This is a genomic window from Rhizobium sp. 01L419, assembly GCF_056400025.1.
In genome coordinates this window covers 130,793-152,565 of the sequence record NZ_JBFTSM010000003.1, presented here as the reverse complement: position 1 = coordinate 152,565, position 21,773 = coordinate 130,793, and the positions used below count along the sequence as shown (strand labels likewise).

Annotated in this window: 20 protein-coding genes, 1 tRNA gene and 1 pseudogene; 16 read left to right on the top strand and 6 right to left on the bottom strand. The window is 59.2% G+C overall.

Annotation, left to right across the window (positions count from 1 at the left end; genetic code table 11):
- Positions 1–203: 203 nt before the first annotated feature.
- Together AC1DUP_RS07720 and AC1DUP_RS07715 are read left to right on the top strand one after the other, a co-directional pair.
- Positions 204–1,103: a GntR family transcriptional regulator gene (locus tag AC1DUP_RS07720; protein WP_477832341.1), complete on the top strand. Its 900-nt coding sequence runs from the start codon at positions 204–206 to the stop codon at positions 1,101–1,103.
- Between the two features lie 49 nt (positions 1,104–1,152).
- Positions 1,153–1,275: pseudogene (locus AC1DUP_RS07715) on the top strand (endonuclease domain-containing protein); the annotation flags it as partial.
- 32 nt (positions 1,276–1,307) lie between these two features.
- On the opposite strand, the gene AC1DUP_RS07710 reads toward AC1DUP_RS07715, so the two are convergent.
- Positions 1,308–2,801 (bottom strand): MDR family MFS transporter, encoded by a 1,494-nt coding sequence (locus AC1DUP_RS07710; RefSeq protein ID WP_113307010.1) that lies wholly within the window; start codon positions 2,799–2,801, stop codon positions 1,308–1,310.
- A 381-nt stretch (positions 2,802–3,182) separates the two neighbouring features.
- Between AC1DUP_RS07710 and AC1DUP_RS07705 the strand changes: the two genes are divergently transcribed.
- Together AC1DUP_RS07705 and AC1DUP_RS07700 are read left to right on the top strand one after the other, a co-directional pair.
- Entirely contained in the window at positions 3,183–4,025 is an 843-nt protein-coding gene (locus AC1DUP_RS07705) for a glycosyl transferase (RefSeq protein WP_477832340.1), read from the top strand.
- Positions 4,026–4,191: 166 nt separating this feature from the next.
- Entirely contained in the window at positions 4,192–4,905 is a 714-nt protein-coding gene (locus tag AC1DUP_RS07700; protein WP_477832339.1) for a hypothetical protein, read from the top strand.
- Between the two features lie 75 nt (positions 4,906–4,980).
- Here AC1DUP_RS07700 and AC1DUP_RS07695 read toward each other — a convergent pair whose 3' ends face one another.
- The gene (locus AC1DUP_RS07695; protein WP_477832338.1) at positions 4,981–5,139 is read right to left on the bottom strand and encodes a hypothetical protein; all 159 of its coding nucleotides are present in this window, start codon (positions 5,137–5,139) and stop codon (positions 4,981–4,983) included.
- Between the two features lie 77 nt (positions 5,140–5,216).
- Here AC1DUP_RS07695 and AC1DUP_RS07690 point away from each other — a divergent pair, with 77 nt between their 5' ends.
- Positions 5,217–5,720: a hypothetical protein gene (locus tag AC1DUP_RS07690; RefSeq protein ID WP_477832337.1), complete on the top strand. Its 504-nt coding sequence runs from the start codon at positions 5,217–5,219 to the stop codon at positions 5,718–5,720.
- A gap of 24 nt (positions 5,721–5,744) precedes the next feature.
- Positions 5,745–6,542, top strand: coding sequence for a VapE domain-containing protein (locus AC1DUP_RS07685; protein ID WP_477832336.1), 798 nt, complete (start codon positions 5,745–5,747; stop codon positions 6,540–6,542).
- A 431-nt stretch (positions 6,543–6,973) separates the two neighbouring features.
- Here AC1DUP_RS07685 and AC1DUP_RS07680 read toward each other — a convergent pair whose 3' ends face one another.
- Positions 6,974–7,717, bottom strand: a complete 744-nt coding sequence (locus AC1DUP_RS07680) for a hypothetical protein (protein ID WP_477832335.1) — start codon at positions 7,715–7,717, stop codon at positions 6,974–6,976.
- Between the two features lie 476 nt (positions 7,718–8,193).
- Here AC1DUP_RS07680 and AC1DUP_RS07675 point away from each other — a divergent pair, with 476 nt between their 5' ends.
- From AC1DUP_RS07675 to AC1DUP_RS07665, 3 genes are all read left to right on the top strand, one after another.
- The gene (locus AC1DUP_RS07675; protein ID WP_477832334.1) at positions 8,194–8,994 is read left to right on the top strand and encodes a VapE domain-containing protein; all 801 of its coding nucleotides are present in this window, start codon (positions 8,194–8,196) and stop codon (positions 8,992–8,994) included.
- Between the two features lie 79 nt (positions 8,995–9,073).
- Positions 9,074–9,400, top strand: a complete 327-nt coding sequence (locus AC1DUP_RS07670; RefSeq protein ID WP_477832333.1) for a hypothetical protein — start codon at positions 9,074–9,076, stop codon at positions 9,398–9,400.
- Positions 9,401–10,320: 920 nt separating this feature from the next.
- Complete coding sequence (locus AC1DUP_RS07665) at positions 10,321–10,494, top strand: hypothetical protein (RefSeq protein ID WP_477832332.1); 174 nt, start codon at positions 10,321–10,323, stop codon at positions 10,492–10,494.
- A 183-nt stretch (positions 10,495–10,677) separates the two neighbouring features.
- Here AC1DUP_RS07665 and AC1DUP_RS07660 read toward each other — a convergent pair.
- Positions 10,678–10,753, bottom strand: a tRNA-Thr gene (locus AC1DUP_RS07660).
- A 124-nt stretch (positions 10,754–10,877) separates the two neighbouring features.
- Positions 10,878–11,837, bottom strand: coding sequence for an NAD(P)H-dependent flavin oxidoreductase (locus tag AC1DUP_RS07655; RefSeq protein ID WP_477832331.1), 960 nt, complete (start codon positions 11,835–11,837; stop codon positions 10,878–10,880).
- 329 nt (positions 11,838–12,166) lie between these two features.
- Here AC1DUP_RS07655 and AC1DUP_RS07650 point away from each other — a divergent pair, with 329 nt between their 5' ends.
- On the top strand, positions 12,167–13,405 hold the full coding sequence (locus tag AC1DUP_RS07650) for a regulator (RefSeq protein WP_113335075.1): 1,239 nt from the start codon (positions 12,167–12,169) through the stop codon (positions 13,403–13,405).
- A 130-nt stretch (positions 13,406–13,535) separates the two neighbouring features.
- On the opposite strand, the gene ppk2 is transcribed toward AC1DUP_RS07650, so the two are convergent.
- Positions 13,536–14,417: a polyphosphate kinase 2 gene (gene ppk2 / locus AC1DUP_RS07645; RefSeq protein WP_477832330.1), complete on the bottom strand. Its 882-nt coding sequence runs from the start codon at positions 14,415–14,417 to the stop codon at positions 13,536–13,538.
- 245 nt (positions 14,418–14,662) lie between these two features.
- Here ppk2 and phoR point away from each other — a divergent pair, with 245 nt between their 5' ends.
- From phoR to phoU, 6 genes are all read left to right on the top strand, one after another.
- Positions 14,663–15,886 (top strand): phosphate regulon sensor histidine kinase PhoR, encoded by a 1,224-nt coding sequence (gene phoR / locus AC1DUP_RS07640; protein WP_477832566.1) that lies wholly within the window; start codon positions 14,663–14,665, stop codon positions 15,884–15,886.
- Positions 15,887–16,084: 198 nt separating this feature from the next.
- Positions 16,085–17,119, top strand: a complete 1,035-nt coding sequence (locus AC1DUP_RS07635; RefSeq protein ID WP_477832329.1) for a substrate-binding domain-containing protein — start codon at positions 16,085–16,087, stop codon at positions 17,117–17,119.
- Positions 17,120–17,283: 164 nt separating this feature from the next.
- Positions 17,284–18,765 (top strand): phosphate ABC transporter permease subunit PstC, encoded by a 1,482-nt coding sequence (gene pstC, locus AC1DUP_RS07630; RefSeq protein WP_113298451.1) that lies wholly within the window; start codon positions 17,284–17,286, stop codon positions 18,763–18,765.
- Positions 18,762–20,084, top strand: a complete 1,323-nt coding sequence (gene pstA / locus AC1DUP_RS07625) for a phosphate ABC transporter permease PstA (protein ID WP_113298452.1) — start codon at positions 18,762–18,764, stop codon at positions 20,082–20,084. The genes pstC and pstA overlap by 4 nt, the downstream gene beginning before the upstream one ends.
- A 14-nt stretch (positions 20,085–20,098) precedes the next feature.
- Positions 20,099–20,914, top strand: coding sequence for a phosphate ABC transporter ATP-binding protein PstB (pstB, locus tag AC1DUP_RS07620; protein ID WP_037101137.1), 816 nt, complete (start codon positions 20,099–20,101; stop codon positions 20,912–20,914).
- Positions 20,915–20,957: 43 nt separating this feature from the next.
- Positions 20,958–21,671, top strand: coding sequence for a phosphate signaling complex protein PhoU (phoU, locus tag AC1DUP_RS07615; RefSeq protein WP_113298453.1), 714 nt, complete (start codon positions 20,958–20,960; stop codon positions 21,669–21,671).
- Positions 21,672–21,773: the final 102 nt, after the last annotated feature.

The following is a 21,773-nucleotide window of genomic DNA, read 5'->3' as shown; positions in this document are numbered from 1 at the left end:
ACGAATGCGCATTGATTTTGTTTTTTATCTACAATAAACATTTTCAAGTCAACGGGAATTTGATCCTGTGGACGAGGGAGGCAAACAGCCGCAGGCGACCAAAAACTAAGATAAAGGTCGCTTGAAGGGGCTCCTGGTCCGGCTATGCCCGTTGTTGGCGGCGGGTATCATCGCCGTGTCGCTCGGGCGGAAAGCAGGGTCTGATGGCAAGGCAGAATACGGTCTTCAAGGAAGCGTATAATCGATATGCGGCAGCATTGCGCATGGATACGGCGCTGCCTTCCGAGCCGGAAATCGCTGCCCAGCTCGGCGTCAGCCGCAGTACGGCGCGCGCCATTCTGACCCGCCTCAGCGAGGAAGGCATCATCCGCTGGAACAAGCGCCAGAAGATCGTGCTGCGCCAGCCTGTTGACCGCGATTTTTTCCCGTCGGAAGAGACGGATTCGCTGCATGACATCATCGAACGCAGCTTCATGCAGCGCATTCTTTCGGATGAAGCCGCACCCGGCATGCAGATCAACGAACTGGAGCTTGCTCGCGAGATCGGCACAGGCACGACCAGCGTGCGCGAATTCCTCATCCGCTTCTCGCGCTTCGGGCTGATCGAGAAGCGGCCGAACAGCCACTGGACGCTGAAGGGCTTCACGCGCGAATTCGCGCTGGAACTTGCCGATGTGCGCGAAATGTTCGAGCTGCATTCGGCGGCCGAGTTTGGCAAGCTTCCCGCCGAGCATCAGGCCTGGGCCGATCTTGCGGCGATCAAGGAGGAGCACGCTTTCGTACTCTCCGATATCAACAACCGCTTCAAGGAATTCTCAGCCCTTGACGAGCGCTTTCACCTGCTGATCCACCGCGCCTCGAAGAACCGCTTCATCGCCGATTTCTACGACGCGATCGCCATCATCTTCCATTATCACTATCAATGGAACAAGGCGGCCGCCCGTCAACGCAACGAACGCGCGATCTACGAACATCTCGATTATATCGCAGCGCTCGAAGCCCGCGATCAGGGAAGGATCGATGCGACCTGTCGCATCCATCTTCGCTCGGCCCGCCAGACGCTGCTGCAGTCCATCCCGCAGAGCGTCACGGAAGGCGCCTGAGCGAAGCGGGGCGTCGTGCATCTAAAAAGATGATCATGACGGAGGTGCCGTGCGGCCCCCTCATCCGCCCTTCGGGCACCTTCTCCCCGATGGGGCGAAGGGGGAATCGAGGCGTCGCGGCATCCCCTTCTCCCCTGGGGGAGAAGGTGCCCGAAGGGCGGATGAGGGGGCCACACCCACCAACCCCAACCGATCAGCCTATCTCTAATGCGAGGCCGCTTCGCTCGCAGCACTCCCCGCACCACCCGTCTTCACGCCCCGCCCGATCGGAATAAGCCAGGTGGTCGCAAAGGTCAGCACTGCCACGACGACGACACCCCAGAAGCTCCAGTGCAGCGCCGCATCGAAGATGCCGCGCACAGCCGGATCACCGGCGAGTTCGGAAAGGCCGGTCGGTTCGTTCAGCACATTATGCAGGCCGGCCGCCGCGTCTCCCGTCGCATAGTGATTGATGCCGGCATTGAGGATTGCGCCGAGCACCGTGGCGCCCAGCGTATTGCCGAGGCTGCGGGCAAAGATGATCGAGGCCGTGGCGCTGCCGCGCATCGACCATTCCACGCTGTCCTGCACCAGCGCGATGCTGGTCAGGTTGATGAGCCCCATGCCGAAGCCCATGAAGAACGAGCCGGCGCCGGCGACGGCCGGATGGCTTTCAGGCGTCAAGAAAAGCAGGAAACAGGCGCCGAAGGGAAACATGAAGCTGCCGACCCGCAGAGTATTGCGGATGCCGAACGCCTTGAAGAGACGGCCTGATAGCATCACCGACATCGGCCAGCCGACCACCAGCATGGTGAGCGTGAAACCGGCAACGATCGGCGAGCGGCCGAGCACGCCCTGTACATACATCGGCAGGATCGTCGAAAGGCCGATCAGCGCCATGCCGGCCAGCAGCATGCAGGCATTGCTGGTCGCCACGAGCCGCCGGCTCCAGAGCGCGATGGAAATGATCGGCTCCGGCGTGCGCTTCTCCTGCATCACGAACAGGATGCCGGTCACGACGAAGACGGCGGCAAGCGAGAGAAGGACCCAGGCCGGTGCATTCGTTTCCGTCAGGATCGTCAGCAGTGCTGTGATGGAAATCGAAAACAGGATGGCGCCGAGATAGTCGATCTTGGCATCCTTATGCGCCACGTCTTCCTTCAGGAAGATCGTGAAGGCGATGATGGAGAAGATGCCGATCGGCAGGTTGATCCAGAAGATCCAGGCCCAGGAGATCGTATCGACGATGATGCCGCCGGCAAGCGGCCCGACGACTGCCGAGGTCGCCCAGACGGTCGCCATCACGCCCTGCACCTTGCCGCGCTCCTCCAGCTTGAACAGGTCGCCGATGATGGTCATCGTCACCGGCTGGATCGCACCGGCGCCAAGGCCCTGCACCAGGCGAAAGACGATGAGCGAAGCCATCGACCAGGCAAGCCCGCAAAAGAGCGAACCGACGAGGAAAATGAGGATGCCGCCGATCAGCACCGGCTTGCGGCCGAAAATGTCGGAAAGCTTGCCGTAGATGACAGTCGTCGTCGACTGTGCCAGCAGGAAGGCGGAAAAGACCCAGCTGTAATAGGAAAAGCCGCCGAGCTGGCCGACGATGTGCGGCATGGCGGTCGCCACGATCGTGGCCTCGATCGCCACCATGAAGGTCGCGAGCATGATCGTCGCAACCACGAGCGTGCGTTTGGATTGCTTCGATGGTGCGGACATGATGAACCTTTCGGGACTTTCTCCGCGATACGGGAAAACCACTGTCGGCTGGTGGGGCCATTGTCGGTTGGTGGGGCAACGCGGGGTGTCGGCAGTCTTTTATGCTCCTGCCGATAGCAGGTAAAGCGCAAGTGATATGCTTTCTTCGACGTCGACGCTTAAACCGCTTCCGGCGCTCGCAAATTTAAAATACAAGGCACTTAGCGAAGGAAGTTCCGGTGGGTAGCCGCCGGAAAAGGAGATCCGGCAGGCTGCCGGGGCTCTTGGATGTCAGGATTGCATTTCCGCCAGGTTATTCCCAATTGTAACCTGATGCAGGCCTGTGAACCGCTCCATCGCGGATGCGAAGGGTTTCGGATCCGGGCACGGAAATGGCGAGATATGATGGCGCATGTTTTGGCTGCGAGCGGCGGCGTTAAACAGGTAATCTGCATCAATTGGGGTACGAGATACGGGCCGACTTTCATCAACCGCCTGTATGCGATGGTGGCGCGCAACATCACGCCGCCCTTTACCTTTACGTGCTTCACCGACTGCCGCGACACTCTCCATCCCGCCATCCTGTGCGAGGATCTGCCGCCTTTGGATGTCGAAATGCCCGTCAATACGAGGGGCATCTGGCCGAAGGCGAGGCTCTGGGGACCGAAGCTCGGAAGCCTTGATGGGCCGGTCCTCTATCTGGACCTCGACCTTGTTATCGTCGCCTCCCTCGATGACTTTTTCGAGGTCGGAGGGCCTGACGACGTAGTCATGGCCCGCAACCAGACAACGCCTTTCGAAAGGCTCGGCCAGAGCTCGCTCTTTCGCTTTCCGGTCGGCAAGCTCCTGCCGCTGCAGGAAAAGTTCAGGGCCAACCCGCAGAAAGTGGCCGATGAATATCAGTACGAGCAGCGTTTCGTCACCCGCAATGCGCCCGGCGGCGTAAAATTCTTCCCGCGCAGCTGGGTTTTGCATTTCCGGCAGGACTGCCACTGGGCCTTTCCGCTGAACTACTTCCTCGCCCCGCGCCTGCCATCCAGCGCCCGCGTCGTCCTCTTCCCGCGCGGCTTCCACCCGCAGAACGCCATCGAAGGGAAATTCGGCCCGAAAGGCCGCGCCGAAACGCGGATCGAGCACATCAAGGGCGTCTTCGACGCCAGCAAACGCGGCGGCAAGCAACCCTTCCGCTACCTGCGCCACTATATCCTGCCGACACCTTGGGTTGCCGATCATTGGCATGAGTAAGAACGCAAGTTCAGGATTTAGCACGTGGAATAAGCGTTTTGTTAACGCGCAAAATTCAAAGTTGTGACAAGTAATATCTCGTATCTGGGTTGCTCAGGCATGATGCCCCAAGCTCTTCCGTGCCGCGAATTCCGATGGAGGGAGTTCCGGTACCAGAGGAACGAAGATGACCGCTATCTCTTCAGCGAACAATGCGGCGCTGCTCATCCTGCAGCAGACGAACGCATCGTTGCTTCCCACCAAACAGCAAGCCGGGAAATCGGCTGCCGACACTATCGCAGCTATCGCTAACGGCATTTCCAGCCAAACGAGCGCCGTAAAGACCCAGGCCTCATCGACAATCAACAGCGCGCTGCTCGACGTCAAAGAGAGCAACGACGGGATTGTGTCGAGCGCGCTCGATTTCCTGGATTCGGACAATTTCAAAACCAGCGATGCCGGTGTTACCGACGTCATCAAGAAGCTCATCGATGACGATGGGGACAAATTTGCCTCGCTGGTCAAAGCCGAAAAGGCGAAGAATCCCGGCATCAGCGATGACAATGCGATGGCCAACGCCATTCAGCGCCTGATCCGGGACAACAGATCCAAGTTCGGCGACGGCGAATTTGTGATCGGCTTCAAGCTTGGAAACGGTGGCAAGATCATCTCGAACATAGAAGACAAGAATGGAAACAGCACCAGTAATACCCTTATGGCGGGATTGAAGACGGCCCAATCCTCACTGATCGAGGCGGGGATGATCATCAGCAGATCGGATGGTAGCAATACGGATGAGTTGAAAATGGCATCCGCAATGCTGAACAACAGCAATTTTGGCAAAGCCTCGAACGACTTTGCAGCTTGGAACGACAAGTGGCGGGATGCGTTTGGCTTTTGAGGCCGGCTACAATTCCGATACCTGCGAAGAGGCCCAGATCGAACGTCGATCTGGGCCGATTTCGTTCAGTTCCGTTTATGCAAAAAGCAGATCGGAGCCATCGATCGCGTCGAACTCCAGGAGTGCCGAGGCGCCGGAGTTGTAGAGGTTCACGAGCGTGACGGACGAGCCGACGACGATTTTGTCGATACCGTCGGCCCAGTCATAGATCGTGTCGATACCTTGGGTTGCCAATCACTGGCACGAGTGACTCTAACGGAACAATTTCCCACGCCGAATGTTGTCCGCCCAGGGAAACGTTGGGTGCTCTCATGCGTCCTCATCTGATCGCAACATTGCTCTCGCTTTCATGCCTGTCTGCCAACGCGAATGCGGCCGACACCGACTTTCTGAACTCGCTGGCAGGCGACTGGGATGGAGGCGGAATGGTCCTGACCAAGATCGGCGGCACGAAGGTCAATGTCTCCTGCAATCTGAAATCCAACGCGAGTGCTTCCGCAGTGTCCATGAATGGCAGCTGTCGCGCTCTCGCCATCGTCACGAGAACCTTTTCGGCAAATGTAAAGGCGGCCGGTCAACGCTACACCGGCAACTACACGGGGCCATCGGGCCAGCCTTCCATGCTTGTCGGCAGCCGGAAAGGCGATGCTCTCAACTTCAATGTCACCTGGGCTCACATCACCAATGGCGACCGAAAAGCAAACTTGATGATCGAAAAGGTCGGGCAGAACGGGCTTCGCCTGCAGACTGTTGATCGCGACCTCGCGTCGGGCCGATCCGTGGTGACAAGCCGCATCGATCTGCAGCGGCAATGACGGCCGGATCGTTAATTCGACGCCATGCTTGTCGTCGAGGGTCCCCAGGGCATCGGCAAGTCCTCGGCGATCCTCGCTCTCTGCGATAACAGCGCATGGTTCACCGATCAGCTCGAAATCGGCGCCGACCCGAAAGTGACCATCGAGAAAACCGCCGGCCGCTGGATCCTGGAAATGCCGGAACTCGACGGCATGAGCCGGCGAGATACCAACCGCGTCAAGTCGTTCATCACGACGATGGTCGACAGCGCCCGGCTCTCCTATGACCGCTATACGACCAACCGGCCGAGGCAATTCATCCTGTTCGGCACGACGAACGAAAGCCGCTACCTGACCGACACGACGGGCAACCGCCGCTTCTGGATCGTCCGCGCGACAGTCGCTGATCCCGCTGGCATTGCGGCCGTGCGCGATCAGCTCTGGGCGGAAGCCGTGTACAGGGAGGCGGGTGAAAACCTGTGGCTCGATGATCCGGCATTGTGGAATGCAGCGGCGAGCGCTGCGCGTGAATCGTCGGACTTCGGGCCGTGGCTGGAAATCCTTCGCGAGCGCATTCCGGAAGGACCACTGAAGATCAAGGCCACTGATGTCTGGAAGCTGGTCGGCTTCGATGGGCCGGAAACTATCAACAAACTGACGAAGCTTCATCATGCCCATATGCGCGCGGCGATGGTCGGCCTCGGGTTTGAGAAGAAGGATAAGGGCATTCGTTTTCGCGACGGCGAGAGAAAGACGGCCTATGTTCGCGGCGATCCGGACGAGGCCCGGGAATGGAGCCCTGACAGGTATGCGCCGGCATATGAATACGGTTCGACTTTCTGAAGCACACCGACACCCTGACAACCCGGCCATCGAGCCGGGTTTTTTGTTTCCCGACGAATGGCGAACTTCCGCCAGGCAACCTCCGCCAGGCGTGGAACCTCCGCCAGTGAAGGCAGGTTTTGGAGGAGGTTCATAGCAGTGGAGGAAGTTATGGAGGAAGTAACCTCCGCCTGGCTAAGCGATTGGTTTGAAATCGTTATTTTCTACTGGAGGAGGTGGCGGAGGTTGTTTGCTGAAAGGTGTCGGAAGTGGGGTTTGCCGGCCTGTGCAGCGCGAAATACAGGGTGTTTCCGGCTACTCTTGAAAAATGAGGTTTAACCTCCTCCACCTCCGCCGCGACAGGATCGCGCGGAGCGTGGTGAGGTCGTTGTCCTCAAATCGGACGGCGCAGGCCTGGCCAATTCGCGGGCATTACAATTCTACGGCAACCGCTAACGATTAAACTTGTGAAAGAAAGCAACGACCGGCTCGCAATCAGCGCGAAGACCGAGTCCGTTTATCGAGCCGTCGGAAACGGGGACGAAGCTCTGGGCGAAATATGACCAGTTGTAGAACCGGTCCCTATTATCCTTGCTGACCACGAGCACTGCATGAAACGCGAACTGGTAGTCGGTGGAACCACCGCCGTTAGTAAACGGTGTTTGCATCCTCAAACCCGTCAATTCAGTCTGTTGGGTGACTGCCTTGTATCGCCCGAGATTATCCTCGGGCACCTGCACGCAATAGGGATCTGAACCGGCGACCGCGAGTGCACGCCACTCCACAATCTCGATGTTGAGGGCGGACCAAAGAAATAGGCCAGCAATAGGTCCAGCAACCGATGACAGCACTATTATGTGCAGCAGTTTGGCCGCCCTCGGGCTATCGATCCGGCCTGGGGCAAGTGCAAGGATCGGCAGATCGACCAGCGCAGCCAGCAATAAAAATAGTCCGATGACGGGATTACCCCGATGCGTCACCAATACGGCCAGACCAACAACCAGACTCACCCCGAAGTGCACAGCGACAGCTTGCTTCATTAAACGAGAAGCAGGTTGATCCAGGATAAGTGCACCGGCCGAAACGGCAAAAGCAATAAGCGGACCTGAACACCACAACAAACCCGCAAGGACGGTGATGATGTCCCAGCTGTCGTAAGCGATCGGGTGGACTGACCATAGAAAGATCCCCGCCATCAAAGCGCACCAGCCGCAGAGCAGAATTAAGCGAAGGACCAACAATGGTCTCGAAGGTGCCGACATGGATCAGGCGGTCATGTTTCTTTGACGAGATTTGTTTACGCGATTTCGAACTTCGGAAGAGATATCACGCAATGATTTCGGATTTCCAGTACCTAGCTTAAGGTTGACAAGATCATTTCAATCCCATCTCATCTAGCCGCCCATGAGCGAACCACACATACCTTCTGACGCCCAAGCAGGGTTGGAATACCTAACCGAAAAAGCAAAAGTGCTGCGGAGGCTGGCTGGCTCGGCAACATGGAGCGAGGTGAGTTGGCATACTCCCTGCCGGGATTGGCGTCACTGATTAGGCTGAACCGCAATCTTGTTCATCCTGCTCGATACGTGAAGGAGCGTCCCTTCGTGTATATTGGGGACCAGATTTATGACGATGCCAAAGCCAGCTATGCCCTTTTACGCGACGCTTTGAGTTGAGACGATGGCTGGCATATGAGGTCGCCGACGCCGTGGCGCTGATCGGCGAGCGGTGGGCCTATCATCCGGTGCGTGATTATCTCGCGCGGCTCGAATGGGATCGTCAGCCGCGTATCGATACCTGGCTTATCGATTATTTCGGAGCCGACGACACGCCATTGAACCGGGCGTTCGGCCGCAAGATCCTCTGTGCCGCCGTCCGCCGCGCCCTGCAGCCGGGTTGCAAATTCGACGCCATGCTTGTCGTCGAGGGTCCCCAGGGCATCGGCAAATCCTCGGCGATCCTCGCGCTCTGCGATAACAGCGCCTGGTTCACCGATCAGCTCGAAATCGGCGCCGACCCGAAAGTGACCATCGAGAAAACCGCCGGCCGCTGGATCCTGGAAATGCCGGAACTCGACGGCATGAGCCGGCGAGATACCAACCGCGTCAAGTCGTTCATCACGACGATGGCCGACAGCGCACGGCTCTCCTATGACCGCTATACGACCAACCGGCCGAGGCAATTCATCCTGTTCGGCACGACGAACGAAAGCCGCTACCTGACCGACACGACGGGCAACCGCCGCTTCTGGATAGTCCGGGCTACGGCTGCCGATCCCTCGGGGATTGCGGCTGTGCGCGATCAGCTATGGGCAGAAGCCGTGTACAGGGAGCCTGATGAGAACTTGTGGCTCGATGATCCGGCATTGTGGAATGCAGCGGCGAGCGCTGCGCGTGAATCGTCGGACTTCGGGCCGTGGCTGGAAATCCTTCGCGAGCGCATTCCGGAAGGTCCGCTGAACTCACAGCACTAGTTTCCGAGGACAGCTCACCGCTCGGTCAGCTCGTCCGCCTTATGGCTTCCATGCTTCAACTCACCAAGGAGCAGGCTTGATGGAAGCTCCTATTCATACCCCTGCCGCGCCTTTCATTGGGCCGGCACCACTCGTCCGCCTGACAGAATTGCGCCGCACCGCACTTGAGGCATTGATAGAGGAACTGATTGCGTTGCTGGGTCTGGCCGACGGCAACCCGGACCTTGAAGACAATGCCGATGACGAGCCATCGCTTGGCAACGCGGCCAGATGCAGCGGCAACGAGTGCGTTGAAGATTTGGAGCTCGACGATTGTGACGACGAGGACGGCGGAGACGAGGAGCCGACCATGGGGTGGACTGGGTTGCCATCGAGCACATGCACTACCTCACATCCCAACCGATAAAGCGAGTGAGATTCGACGTCGCGAACCGCGAGATGCAAAAACTTTAGAAAATTCGAAAATAAAAAACTATTCGTGCAATTTGATGATACTGTGGCGACTATTAGAATAATATTTTAGTAAGGGTAAAATCATGAAATCGTTTTTTCCTGAAATGTCTACGAGGCAGATAGTCGTTTTTATGATCGAGACATCCGTTCTCGTCGCATCGCTCGTTGCCATCCTCTCTGTAACGATACCTATGCTCTGATTTCGATGCCCTTGTGAGTTTAAGCGGGAGCGTTTTTGAAAACGGACGTTCCTCTGGCGAATAAAAAGGGGCTCGTCTTTGTATCGAGTGACGAGCCCCTTTTTATCCCGCCGAAGCGGGCAAGCTTTTCTGAGGAAAGGTGGGACCGCGCAGCGGAAGCGATTGAAGGGTCAAACGGGGCGTGTATCCCCCGCGTGGTCCACCGACTGTAACTGCCACTGTGCTTAAAAGTGCCGGTAGACTTTGCCTCGAGCGGCAAACACCAGGACTTTCAACTGGTCGAAGTTGTGGACGCCTTGACGCGATTACTTGGGTATTTGCGGAAATGAGGTCGCGTTCGTGCGCCGGCGCTTGGATTGAGCGCACTCTAATGGGTTGTATTTTTCTATCGTATTCTTCGAATCACGGTTGCGGAGGAGCGGATGCCGATAGGGAAACTTTGGGCGGGACGAATATTCGGAACAAACACCGGAAACTTCTTTATCTCCCTCGCCGGCCGCGTTCTGGATATCCATCGTTGACTGTCTCAAGGAAGTAGATGCGGATCTCAGGGACGAGCGCGAATTCGAGCTTAATTTCGCTATAGAGCCTCGCCGCCTATCCGAGATCCTCGCTGCCGAGCATCTTCTACTTAGGAGTGGCGTTGAATCCGGCGAGATAAAGATCATCACCAGTGCCGAATTCAGAAACCTCTCTGGATATTCATCCGGAGGTCATCAGGGACGAAGTTTGGAGAGGAGCGTTGGCGGCGGCTAAGCGCACGGAAGAAGAAGTCGGATTGGAGAATTTGGGACCGTGGACCGATTTTGAATGGGGCATGGTCAACGGTAAACTTGCCGCCCTTTGATGGGTGCCTGGCGAAGAATGGGACATGCTCGACACCTAATTGGCGCCGTTATGTAGGATGACTTGGCCTAGCCAGACGCCTGCCTGGAGGTAGCAATGCGGTCGCACGGCGCGAAAAACGGATACGTGCTCCGTAAATTCGAAAAACCTCTAAGGGTCAATGCATTGAATTCACTAAGGAAAATGGTGCCGCTTAGGTGACTCGAACACCTGACCCCATCATTACGAATGATGTGCTCTACCGACTGAGCTAAAGCGGCAATCCGGCGGGCGAAGCATAGGCCCGCGATTTGCATGGGGCTGATACAGCCATTGTCCGAAGATTTCAAGCACCCTCTTATGCCCTCGGGCAAAAAAGCTGAAGCCTGTGGCAAGCCCCGTAGTTCAGAGCGCCAGCCGGGTGCGGGCGGCCTGATATTCCGCTTCCATTCGGTCGACCAGCGTCGCGACCGGTTCCACGGCCTTGATCGCGCCGATGCCCTGGCCGCTGCCCCAGATGTCCTTCCAGGCCTTGGCGCCGCCGGTTGCCTGTTCGAAATCCATCTTCGAGGGATCGGCGTCAGGCAGGTCATCGGGGTCGAGGCCGGCCGCGCGGATGGAGGGTTTCAGGTAGTTGCCGTGCACGCCGGTGAAATAGTTCGAGTAGACGATATCGGCAGCGACACCTTCGACGATCGCCTGTTTGTAGGCATCGGAGGCGCGGGCCTCCTCCGTCGCGATGAAGGGGGTGCCGATATAGGCCATGTCGGCGCCCATGGCCTGGGCGGCGAGGATAGCGCCGCCGGTCGCAATCGAGCCGGCGAGCAGCAGCGGGCCGTCAAACCATTGACGGATTTCCTGCACCAGTGCGAAGGGGGAGAGCGTGCCCGCATGTCCGCCCGCACCTGCCGCGACGGCAATCAGTCCGTCTGCGCCCTTGCGGATCGCCGAATTGGCATGGCGGTTGTTGATGATGTCGTGCAGCACGATGCCGCCATAGGAATGCACCGCCGCATTCACTTCCGGCACGGCGCCGAGCGAGGAAATGACGACAGGCACTTTATATTTCACGCAGAGCATCAGATCGTGCTCCAGCCGCTTGTTCGACATATGGACGATCTGGTTGACTGCGAAGGGCGCTGCCGGCCGTTCGGGATGCCTGGCATTGTGGTTGGCAAGATCTTCGGTGATCATCGCCAGCCATTCGTCGAGCTGGCTTTCCGGCCGCGCGTTGAGTGCGGGAAAGGCGCCGATCACGCCCGCCTTGCATTGCGCCAGTGTCAGTGCCGGATGGGAAATGATGAAGAGCGGGGAGCCGATGACCGGCAGTCTCAGGTTGTCCTTGAGGATCGGGGGCAGGGCCATGCTTCCACCATTTTTGACGTTTACGAAAACGTCAATTGATTATCAGAGCTGGCGCCCGAGGAAAAGAGTACGGCGGGAGCTAGCTTTCTTTTCCGTAATCCTGTCCACTTTCGGAATATCTAATGCATGTCGCGCAAAACTGTGCGGCGGTTTGCGACAACGACATGCTGAAAACAGGGCTTCGAAGCGCTGCGCGGCGTCCTTATCCCCCGCCGATGCGCTCGCAAAAGGCTGCAAGGCTTGCGGTTTGCCGCACTTGACGCTACCGAATTTTGACAGGCATTCAATCTTTTGAGGTCGATGCCGGCACGAAACGTGAAGGGCCTGATGTGAGCGGACTAGAAACGGCTATCAGAACTGCGCTCGATAATTCCGACCGCAATAGCGCGGAAGTTCGTGCACGCATCTATCAGTCCGCTCGCCAGGCGCTGGAAGCCGGCCTGCGCAAGCAGGATATCACCGATGCCGACGTCGTGGCCCATCACCGCCACCGTCTCGAAACGACGATCCACACCATCGAGAGCGAAGAGCGCACCCGCCTTCACCCGCGCCAGGGGCCTCCGGAAGTTCCGGTCCCGCCCGTTGTAGAGATGCCTGAGCCCCCGCGTCACGTGGAAGAGCCCGCCTATCGTGTGGAAGAGGCGCCCTATCATGTCGAAGAGCCCCCTTATCATGCGGAAGAAGATGACAGCCTGGCCGTTACAGGTGAAACACGCGGCCACGATGCCGCCGGGCATGTGGACGATGCGAGCCTGGATGGCGTTCACGCCAGCAGCGCCGATCAGCTGGGAGCGGCACCGGGCGGAGAGACGCGTGGAGAGATGCGCGCAACGTCGGGCAAGCGCGGCGGCATGGATTTCCGCCCCGAGCGGGCCGCTGTCCGCCGCAGGCCACGCAAGTTCTTCTCGCGCCTGCTTGTCTGGTGCGTGCTGCTCGCCTTCATCGGCATGGGTGGCTGGTGGGCCTATACATCAGGCCTTCTCCTGACGGCGGCCCAGCGCGACACCAGCGTCGCCAACCCGCCCGCCAGCACGCAGCCCGAGGATTTCGATGGTGAGGATAGTGCCGATAACAGCACCCCGCACGTCGATGAACCGCTCACGATCGATCCGCAGAACGGCTTCTCGGCAGACTGGATCGAGGTCTTCAAGCCTGCCGACAAGATCGAGAGCGGCCCGCGCGCCCGCGTGGAAAATGTCACCGAAACCGAAGGCCCGGCCGTCCGCCTGACCTCCCAGAGCGGCAATACGGATGGCAATGTCTCCATCAACGTTCCCGCCAATGTCCTGCAGCAGCTCGCCGGCAAGTCCTCGACCATCGCGCTGACCCTGCAGTCCACCACGGACGAGCCGACCCAGATCACCGTCGAGTGCGAGTTCCAGTCGCTCGGCAATTGCGCCCGCCATCGTTTCAACGTCACGCGTGAAAAATCGGACGCGCTGCTGCAGGTCCGCTTCGACCGCTCGCTGGCGCCGAATTCTGCGGGCCGGCTGATGATCAACAGCGATGTGGACGGCAAGGCTCGCGGCATCAATCTCTTTGCCGTGCGGATACTGCCCGGCCAGTAAGCGGCCCGGTTTGCCAGAGCGTCCTTTGTGCGTCCATTCGGACGCACAAAGGACGCTCTGCCTCTTTTAATCTACGCATCAGGCTTTCCGAAAATCGATTTCGATTTTCAGGCCGATGCTGCAGGGACGTCTATTTCAGGAAGCCGGGACCCGCGCCGATGATCTTGTCGTCGAGTGAGCCGATCGCGTCCTTGTCCTTGCCGTCATAATCCATGGTCTTCAGCATGTGGCGGATGAGGTTGAGCCTCGCCCGGTGCTTGTCATTGGCGTGGATCACGGTCCAGGGCGCAAATTCCGTGTGGGTCTCCTTCAGCATCCGGTCGCGCTTCTCGCTATAGTCGCCCCATTTGGTCAATGCGGCTATATCCATCGAGGAAAGCTTCCAGACGGCGAGCGGGTCGTGCCGCCGGTCGTGGAACCGCTTGATCTGCATCTCGCGGCCGATATCCAGATAGAATTTGAAGAAGAATATGCCTTCGTGGGCGATGACCTTCTCGACCTGCGGCGCCTGGTTCAGGAAATCCTCGTATTGTTTCGGCGTGCAGAAGCCCATGACCGGCTCCACGCCGGCGCGGTTGTACCAGGAGCGATCGAAGAGCACGAATTCGCCCGATGTCGGAAACTGCGCGATATAGCGCTGGAAGTACCATTGGCCCTGTTCCCGGTCGGTTGGCTTGGCAAGCGCCACGACGCGGGCAAGGCGCGGGTTCATGTGGGCCGAGGACGCCTGGATCGCGCCGCCCTTGCCGGCCGCGTCGCGCCCTTCGAAGAGCGCCATCACCCGCTTGCCCGTCGCCTGCAGCCAGAACTGCACCTTCACGAGCTCGATCTGCAGCTTCTCCAGCTCTTCGACGTATTCGTCGTCCTTCAGCTTCTTCTTGTAGGGATAATCGCCGGATTCCAGCGCATGCTCATCCACCCAGTCGGGCAGCACGGGATCGTCGATATCGAAGGCGCGCTTCTTGCCCCTGATCTCCAGCTCCACGACCCTGCTTTCGACGTCTTCGGCCATCGTCTTCTCCTGCGCTTGCTGATTTCGTTTTTCAGCAGGCGAACATATTTATCATTGAAAATCAAATCCGCTGCGTCAGCAAAGCGCAATTCGGTGTCGCGCGCTGCGGCTTTTCGCGCAAGTTTCAGAAACGGAAAACTTCTGTCATGAAATGCGGCTATCAGGCAGAGTTTGAATATAAAGAGAAACGAATCGATGCCGTGAGGGGCGCCTTGGAAGAAGAAATGCCGTGGACGAGAAGCCTGTTGGCGCGCATCCGGCGCGAGCGCCCGGTTTTGCTGGCGACGCTGCTGAGCGCGCTGGTGGCGCTTGCCGCCGGCATGAACAAATGGATCGTGCTCTGCCTGCTTCTGGTGATGATCTTCGCCTCGCTTTTCAACGAGGCGCCGGTCATCAAACCCGATGTCGTCGAGCCGGCCGAACCCGAGCCCGAAGTGCTTCCGAGTCGCCTGCCGGAGGTCTCCGCCACACTGGCCGGCCTCGATATCCCTGTCATGGTGCTCTCGGAAGATGCCTCGGTGCTGTTTCAGAACCGCGCGGCCGAAAAGGCCTTCGGCGAGGTGGCGCTCGGCTCTCACATATCGGCGCGGCTGCGTTCGCCTGGCGTCTTGGATATGGTGCGCGAAACCATCGCCACCAACGCCCCGAACCAGATCGAGCATTCCGAGCGGCTGCCTTCGGAGCGCGTCTATATCGTTCGCAGCGCGCCTGTCGAATTCAAGGACGACGACGGCCGCAACGAACGTTATTACATCCTCTCCTTCCGCGATATTTCCGAATTACGCCGCATCGATCGCATGCGCACGGATTTCGTCGCCAATGCCAGCCATGAGCTGCGCACGCCGCTTGCCTCGCTGCGCGGCTTCATCGAGACGATTCAGGGCCCGGCCAAGAACGATCCGAAGGCACAGGCACGTTTCCTCGGCATCATGTTCGACCAGACGACGCGCATGAGCAGGCTCGTCGACGATCTCCTGTCTCTGTCCAGGCTTGAGCTCAAGTCGCACATCGCCCCCGACGAGAAGGTGGATCTCGTGCCGCTTCTCGGCCATGTCAGGGATTCGCTCGTGCCGCTTGCCACGGATGTCGGCGTCTCGATCAATCTGCACCTGCCGGAGGGCAAGGTTGAGGTCCTGGGAGACCGCGACGAACTCGTTCAGGTCTTCGAAAACCTGATGGAAAATGCCTGCAAATACGGCCAGGAAGGCGAGACTGTCGATGTCTGGCTGAAGAACGGGTCCGGCCAGCCGGTGGAGGTCAGCGTCGTCGACAGAGGCCCCGGCATCCCGGCCGAACATGTGCCGCGCCTGACGGAGCGTTTCTATCGCGTCAGCATCGAAGACAGCCGCTCGAAGAAGGGCACGGGCCTCGGGCTTGCCATTGTCAAACATATTCTGACGCGCCATCGTGCACGGCTGATCGTTAAATCGGAGGTGGGCAAGGGAACGGAGTTTACCGTGCGTTTCTGACTCCATATGTCGCACACAATTTATCGACGCCATATTTCTGCATTTAAAATCAATGGATTATTCTGTCATAAATGTTTCATCGATCTGACATAAAAGGACGGTGCTTAAGGCGCTAAGAGAGTCCTGCCGATGAAAAAAGGCAATGCGAGGGCCTCTTTGAGGCCGCACTCACACAAGCCCAAATGCCGGGAGATTCAAATGAACACCTTTAAACTTACTGTTGCCGCGCTTGCTGCAACCGCCGCTTTCGCTGGCGTTGCCGTTGCTCGCGACCAGATTCAGGTTGCTGGTTCGTCCACCGTCCTGCCTTACGCAAAGATCGTCGCCGAGTCTTTCGGCGAAACCTTCACCAACTTCAAGACGCCGGTCGTCGAATCCGGCGGCACGGGCGCTGGTCTGAAGGAATTCTGCAAGGGCGTCGGTGAAGACACGATCGACGTTGCCAATGCATCGCGTCCGATCAACAAGAACGAAGCGGAAGCCTGCAAGGCTGCCGGCGTATCGGACATCCAGGAAGTCAAGATCGGTTATGACGGCATCGTCTTCGCAACCGACGCTTCCAACCCGGACGTTGCCTACGTTCCGCAGGACATCTACAAGGCCCTCGCTGCCCAGGTTGTTGTTGACGGCAAGCTCGTCGCCAACCCCTACAAGAAGTGGTCGGAAGTCAACCCGAAGCTTCCGGCTGTTGATATCGCTGCCTACATTCCTGGCGAAAAGCACGGCACCCGCGAAGTCTTCGAACTGAACGTTCTCGCTGCCGGCTGCAAGGCTGCTGGCGCTCAGGAAGTCATCGCCAAGGAAATCACCGAGAAGGCTGCCCAGGCCAAGGCCTGCGTCGCAGTTCGCAAGGACGGCGTTGCAGTCGATATCGACGGCGACTATCCGGAAACGCTGGCACGCATCGCTGCCAACAAGACCGGCGTTGGCGTATTCGGCCTCTCCTTCTACGAAAACAATGCCGACAAGCTCAAGGTTGCTTCCATGAGCGGCATCGTTCCGTCCACGGAAACGATCGCTAACGGCACGTACCCGGTTTCCCGCCCGCTGTTCTTCTACGTCAAGAAGGCACATCTGGGCGCCGTTCCCGGCCTGAAGGAATATGTCAACTTCTTCGTATCCGACCAGATGATCGGCCCTGACAGCCCGCTCGTCGAATACGGTCTCGTTGCTGCTCCCGATGCAGAGCGCGATGCGATCCGCAAGGACGTAGAGGCTGGCAAGACCATGTAATGACTTTGCCGGCGCGCCACTCGGGGGTGTTGCGCCGGCATCGCCTGTCCGCCCGGCCCGCAAGGGCCGTGCGGAATGAACTTCTTCTCCATGATATTGAAGCCGATGGCATGCTCCTGGAGCTGCCGGGCTCTTTGGGGGCTGTGGGCCTGGGGACGTAACGAATGAGCACATCCATCATACTCTTGTGCCTGGTGATTATCGGCGCCGTTGCCTATGTGGCCGCGCGCAGCCGCGCCACGGCTCTATCAGGCGGCAGGTCGTCCGCCATGCACTCGCGGTCGGCCTATCATGGCTCCTATGCCGCGATCTGGGCTGTTCTGCCTTCCCTGATCGTTCTGTTCGTCTGGCTTGCCGTAAGCCCGGGCATCGTCTCTTCCTCCGTTCGCGGTGGTTTTCCCGATGATGTGAAGGCGCAGCCGGCCGTCCAGCAGGATCTCGCCTACAGCATGATCGCCACGGTCGCCCGCGGCATGAACATGCTGACTTCGGATGAGGTCTCCTCCCTCTCCGGCAATCCTGCCGGTCTGCAGGCAAGGCTCAATGAAAAGGGCGTTCCGCTCGCTGGCGAGCCGCAGCCCTACATGATCGACGCCGCAAAGACCCTGAACGCCGAAAGCATGACGAGCCGTATCATTATGACGGCGATCGTGTTGCTTATCTCCGTCGCAGGCGCCTTCTACGCCCTTCGCGCCGTTGCTCCGCGCTTCCGCGCTCGCAATCGCGTTGAACGGGTCATGCTCTGGTCGCTTCTCGTCGCGTCCTCCATCGCCATTCTGACGACGATCGGCATCGTATTCTCGATGCTGTCGGAAGCGGCCCGCTTCTTTGCCGTCGTTCCCTTCGCCGACTTCTTCTTCGGAACGGTCTGGGATCCGCGCTTTGCCGGTGCCGGCAGCTCCTCCTTCGGCCAGTTCGGCCTTATCCCGCTGCTGCTCGGCACGCTCTATATCGGCCTCGTCGCCATGCTCGTCGCCGTGCCGGTCGGTCTCTTTGCCGCCATCTACATGGCCGAATACGCCTCTTCGCGGGTACGTTCGATTGCCAAGCCGCTTCTCGAAGTGCTGGCCGGCATCCCGACCATCGTCTACGGCTTCTTCGCCCTCGTCACGGTCGGTCCGTTCCTGCGCGATTTCTCTGCGCAGGTCAGCGGTCTGCTCTCCGGCAGCTATACCAATTTCATCCAGGCACAGAGCGTCATCACCGCGGGCATCGTCATGGGCATCATGCTGATCCCTTACGTTTCCTCGCTGTCGGATGACATCATCACCGCCGTGCCGCGCTCGCTGCGCGACGGCTCCCTCGGCCTCGGTGCCACGCGCTCCGAAACCATCAAGAAGGTGGTCCTGCCGGCCGCCCTTCCGGGCATCGTCGGCGCATTGCTGATGACGGCGTCCCGCGCTATCGGCGAAACCATGATCGTGGTTCTCGCGGCCGGTGTCGCCGCCCGTATCCAGATCAACCCCTTCGAGCCGATGACGACCGTGACCGTCAAGATCGTCAACCAGCTGACGGGTGACCTTGAGTTCACTTCGCCGCAGACGCTGGTTGCCTTCGCGCTTGGCATCACGCTGTTCTTCATCACGCTTTGCCTCAATATCTACGCGCTCTATATCGTGCGCAAATACCGGGAGCAGTACGAATGACGAATATTGTTTCCCCCGTCGCCGGCGTCACGGTCTCCAAGGCGCCTGCGCGCCGCGACATCGGCATCAAGCGCCGTTACGCTGCTGAGCGCCGCTTCCAGGCCTATGGTATCGCCGCGATCTCCTTCGGCCTGATCTTCCTGTTTATCCTGCTGTGGACCGTCATCAGCAACGGCTATACCGCGTTCCAGCAGACGGCGATCACGCTGCCGATCGAGTTTACCGAAAAGACCATCGATCCGGATAACAAGCGTGCGACCGATCCTTCGGTTCTCATCGCCGCCAGCTACCCGGTTCTCCTGCGTGACGCGATCGTCAAGCAGCTCGGCATCAACGCGTCGAGCCGTCCCGACGTGCGCGATGCATCCAACATGTTGTCCAAGGGTGCGCCGATCCAGTTGCGCGACATGGTCGTTGCCGACCCCTCGATCATCGGCAAGACCGTCAATGTCACGATCCTGGCTGATGCCAATGTCGACAGCGCCAACAAGGGCCAGATCGACCTCTCGGTCGATGAGAAGAACCGTAAGGTGAACGACAAGCAGGTCGGCTGGATGAACCAGCTGAAGGCAAGCGGTTCGCTTCACAAGGTCTTCAACACCGGCCTCTTCGTCAACGGCAATTCCAGCCGTCCGGAAGCTGCAGGTCTCGGCGTCGCCCTCATCGGCTCGCTCTACCTGATGCTGATCGTCCTCGTGCTTGCGCTGCCGATCGGTGTCGCCGCCTCGATCTATCTCGAGGAATTCGCACCGAAGAACAGGCTGACGGACCTGATCGAGGTCAATATCAACAACCTCGCTGCCGTGCCGTCCATCGTCTACGGTCTGCTCGGCCTGTCGGTCTTCATCAACTTCGCCGGCCTGCCGCGTTCGGCACCGCTGGTCGGTGGTCTGGTGCTGACCCTGATGACGCTGCCGACGATCATCATCGCCACCCGCGCAGCACTGCGCGCCGTGCCGCCGTCGATCCGCTCGGCCGCCCTCGGCCTCGGTGCTTCCAAGATGCAGATGGTGTTCCACCATGTGCTGCCGCTTGCCATGCCCGGCATCCTGACCGGCACGATCATCGGCCTTGCCCACGCACTCGGCGAAACCGCGCCGCTGCTGCTGATCGGCATGGTCGCCTTCGTCGCCCAGGCGCCGTCCAGCCCGCTCGATCCTTCCACGGCACTTCCGGTTCAGGTCTACATGTGGGCCAATGAAGCCGAGCGCGCCTTCGTGGAAAGAACCTCGGGTGCCATCATCGTCCTGCTCCTGTTCCTGATCGTCATGAACCTCGGAGCTATCCTCTTGCGTCGTCGCTTTGAGCGCCGCTGGTAAACGGAGTAAAGATCATGAACATGTTGACGGAAGCCGCAGTCGAGAAGGCGCTGGACCAGAAAATGAGCAACGTCCCGTATAAGATGATCGGTCAGGATGTCTCCGTTTATTACGGCGAGAAGCGTGCGCTTTTCGATGTCAATCTGAACGTCCGCGAAAACACCGTGACCGCCCTGATCGGCCCCTCGGGCTGCGGCAAGTCCACCTTCCTGCGATCGCTGAACCGCATGAACGACACGATCGACGGCTGCCGCGTCACCGGCAAGATCACGCTCGATAGCGACGACATCTACGATCCCGACATCGACGTCGTCGAACTTCGCGCCCGCGTCGGCATGGTCTTCCAGAAGCCGAACCCGTTCCCGAAGACGATCTATGAAAACGTTTCTTACGGCCCGCGCATCCATGGCCTTGCCAAGTCCAAGGCCGACCTCGACCAGATCGTCGAGACCAGCCTGCAGCGCGCCGGCCTCTGGAACGAGGTCAAGGACCGCGTGCATGAATCCGGCACCGGCCTTTCCGGCGGTCAGCAGCAGCGTCTGTGCATCGCACGCGCCGTTGCCGTCAGCCCGGAAGTCATCCTGATGGACGAGCCCTGCTCGGCGCTCGACCCGATCGCAACTGCCAAGGTCGAAGAGCTGATCCACGAGCTGCGTGAAAACTACACGATCGTCATCGTGACGCATTCCATGCAGCAGGCCGCTCGCGTATCGCAGCGCACGGCCATGTTCCACCTCGGCAACCTGGTCGAGGAGAACGATACCGACAAGATGTTCACCAACCCGGACGATCCGCGTACCCAGGACTACATCATGGGTCGCTTCGGCTGATTTTGGCGATGTGAAGCCTTCCCGATTTCGAGGACAAAGCCCCATGGCATCAACACATATTTTCTCTGCTTACGATGACGATCTGAAATTCCTGTCCCGGCGCATTTCCGAGATGGGTGGCCTTGCCGAACAGATGGGCGGCGACGCTGTCCGCGCGCTCGTCAACGGCGATACCGCGCTTGCTCAGAAGGTCATTTCCGACGATGTGATCCTCGATCACGCCGAGCGCGAGATCAACGACAAGGCGATCGTCACGATCGCCCGTCGCCAGCCGATGGCCTCCGACCTTCGCGAGATCATGGGTTCGATCCGCATCGCCGCCGACCTCGAGCGCGTCGGCGATCTCGGCAAGAACACGGCAAAGCGCGTCATCGCGGTGCAGAGCACCGGCGTTCCGCGCAAGCTCGCCCGCGGCCTCGAGCATCTCTCCGAACTGGCGCTCGTCCAGCTCAAGGAAGTGCTCGACGTCTACACCAATCGTTCAGCTGACAAGGCGAATGCGATCCGCGAACGCGACGACGAGATCGACGCGATGTACACTTCGCTGTTCCGCGAACTCCTGACCTACATGATGGAAGATCCGCGCAACATCACGAGCTGCACGCATCTTCTCTTCTGCGCCAAGAACATCGAGCGCATCGGCGACCATGCAACCAACATCGCCGAGACGATCTACTACATGGCAACCGGCGCCCAGCCGGAGGGCGAACGTCCGAAGGACGACAGCTCCAATACCGTTGGTGCGGTGACGGAGTAATCCGGACCTGCCGATTGCGTGCGCGCCCCGCGCTGGGGCGCGCAAGGGTCGCAGCCAATTCCGAGTTCCTGCATGGTCCCTTGCTTAAATCACCCCCGGTTT

Bases quoted from the DNA above. Each gene is read 5' to 3' on its own strand.
- AC1DUP_RS07720 (WP_477832341.1), top strand. From the start codon at position 204: ATGGCAAGGCAGAATACGGTCTTCAAGGAAGCGTATAATCGATATGCG.
- AC1DUP_RS07710 (WP_113307010.1), bottom strand. From the start codon at position 2,801: ATGTCCGCACCATCGAAGCAATCCAAACGCACGCTCGTGGTTGCGACG.
- AC1DUP_RS07705 (WP_477832340.1), top strand. From the start codon at position 3,183: ATGATGGCGCATGTTTTGGCTGCGAGCGGCGGCGTTAAACAGGTAATC.
- AC1DUP_RS07700 (WP_477832339.1), top strand. From the start codon at position 4,192: ATGACCGCTATCTCTTCAGCGAACAATGCGGCGCTGCTCATCCTGCAG.
- AC1DUP_RS07690 (WP_477832337.1), top strand. From the start codon at position 5,217: ATGCGTCCTCATCTGATCGCAACATTGCTCTCGCTTTCATGCCTGTCT.
- AC1DUP_RS07685 (WP_477832336.1), top strand. From the start codon at position 5,745: ATGCTTGTCGTCGAGGGTCCCCAGGGCATCGGCAAGTCCTCGGCGATC.
- AC1DUP_RS07680 (WP_477832335.1), bottom strand. From the start codon at position 7,717: ATGGCGGGGATCTTTCTATGGTCAGTCCACCCGATCGCTTACGACAGC.
- AC1DUP_RS07670 (WP_477832333.1), top strand. From the start codon at position 9,074: ATGGAAGCTCCTATTCATACCCCTGCCGCGCCTTTCATTGGGCCGGCA.
- AC1DUP_RS07655 (WP_477832331.1), bottom strand. From the start codon at position 11,837: ATGGCCCTGCCCCCGATCCTCAAGGACAACCTGAGACTGCCGGTCATC.
- ppk2 (WP_477832330.1), bottom strand. From the start codon at position 14,417: ATGGCCGAAGACGTCGAAAGCAGGGTCGTGGAGCTGGAGATCAGGGGC.
- AC1DUP_RS07635 (WP_477832329.1), top strand. From the start codon at position 16,085: ATGAACACCTTTAAACTTACTGTTGCCGCGCTTGCTGCAACCGCCGCT.
- pstC (WP_113298451.1), top strand. From the start codon at position 17,284: ATGAGCACATCCATCATACTCTTGTGCCTGGTGATTATCGGCGCCGTT.
- pstA (WP_113298452.1), top strand. From the start codon at position 18,762: ATGACGAATATTGTTTCCCCCGTCGCCGGCGTCACGGTCTCCAAGGCG.
- pstB (WP_037101137.1), top strand. From the start codon at position 20,099: ATGAACATGTTGACGGAAGCCGCAGTCGAGAAGGCGCTGGACCAGAAA.
- phoU (WP_113298453.1), top strand. From the start codon at position 20,958: ATGGCATCAACACATATTTTCTCTGCTTACGATGACGATCTGAAATTC.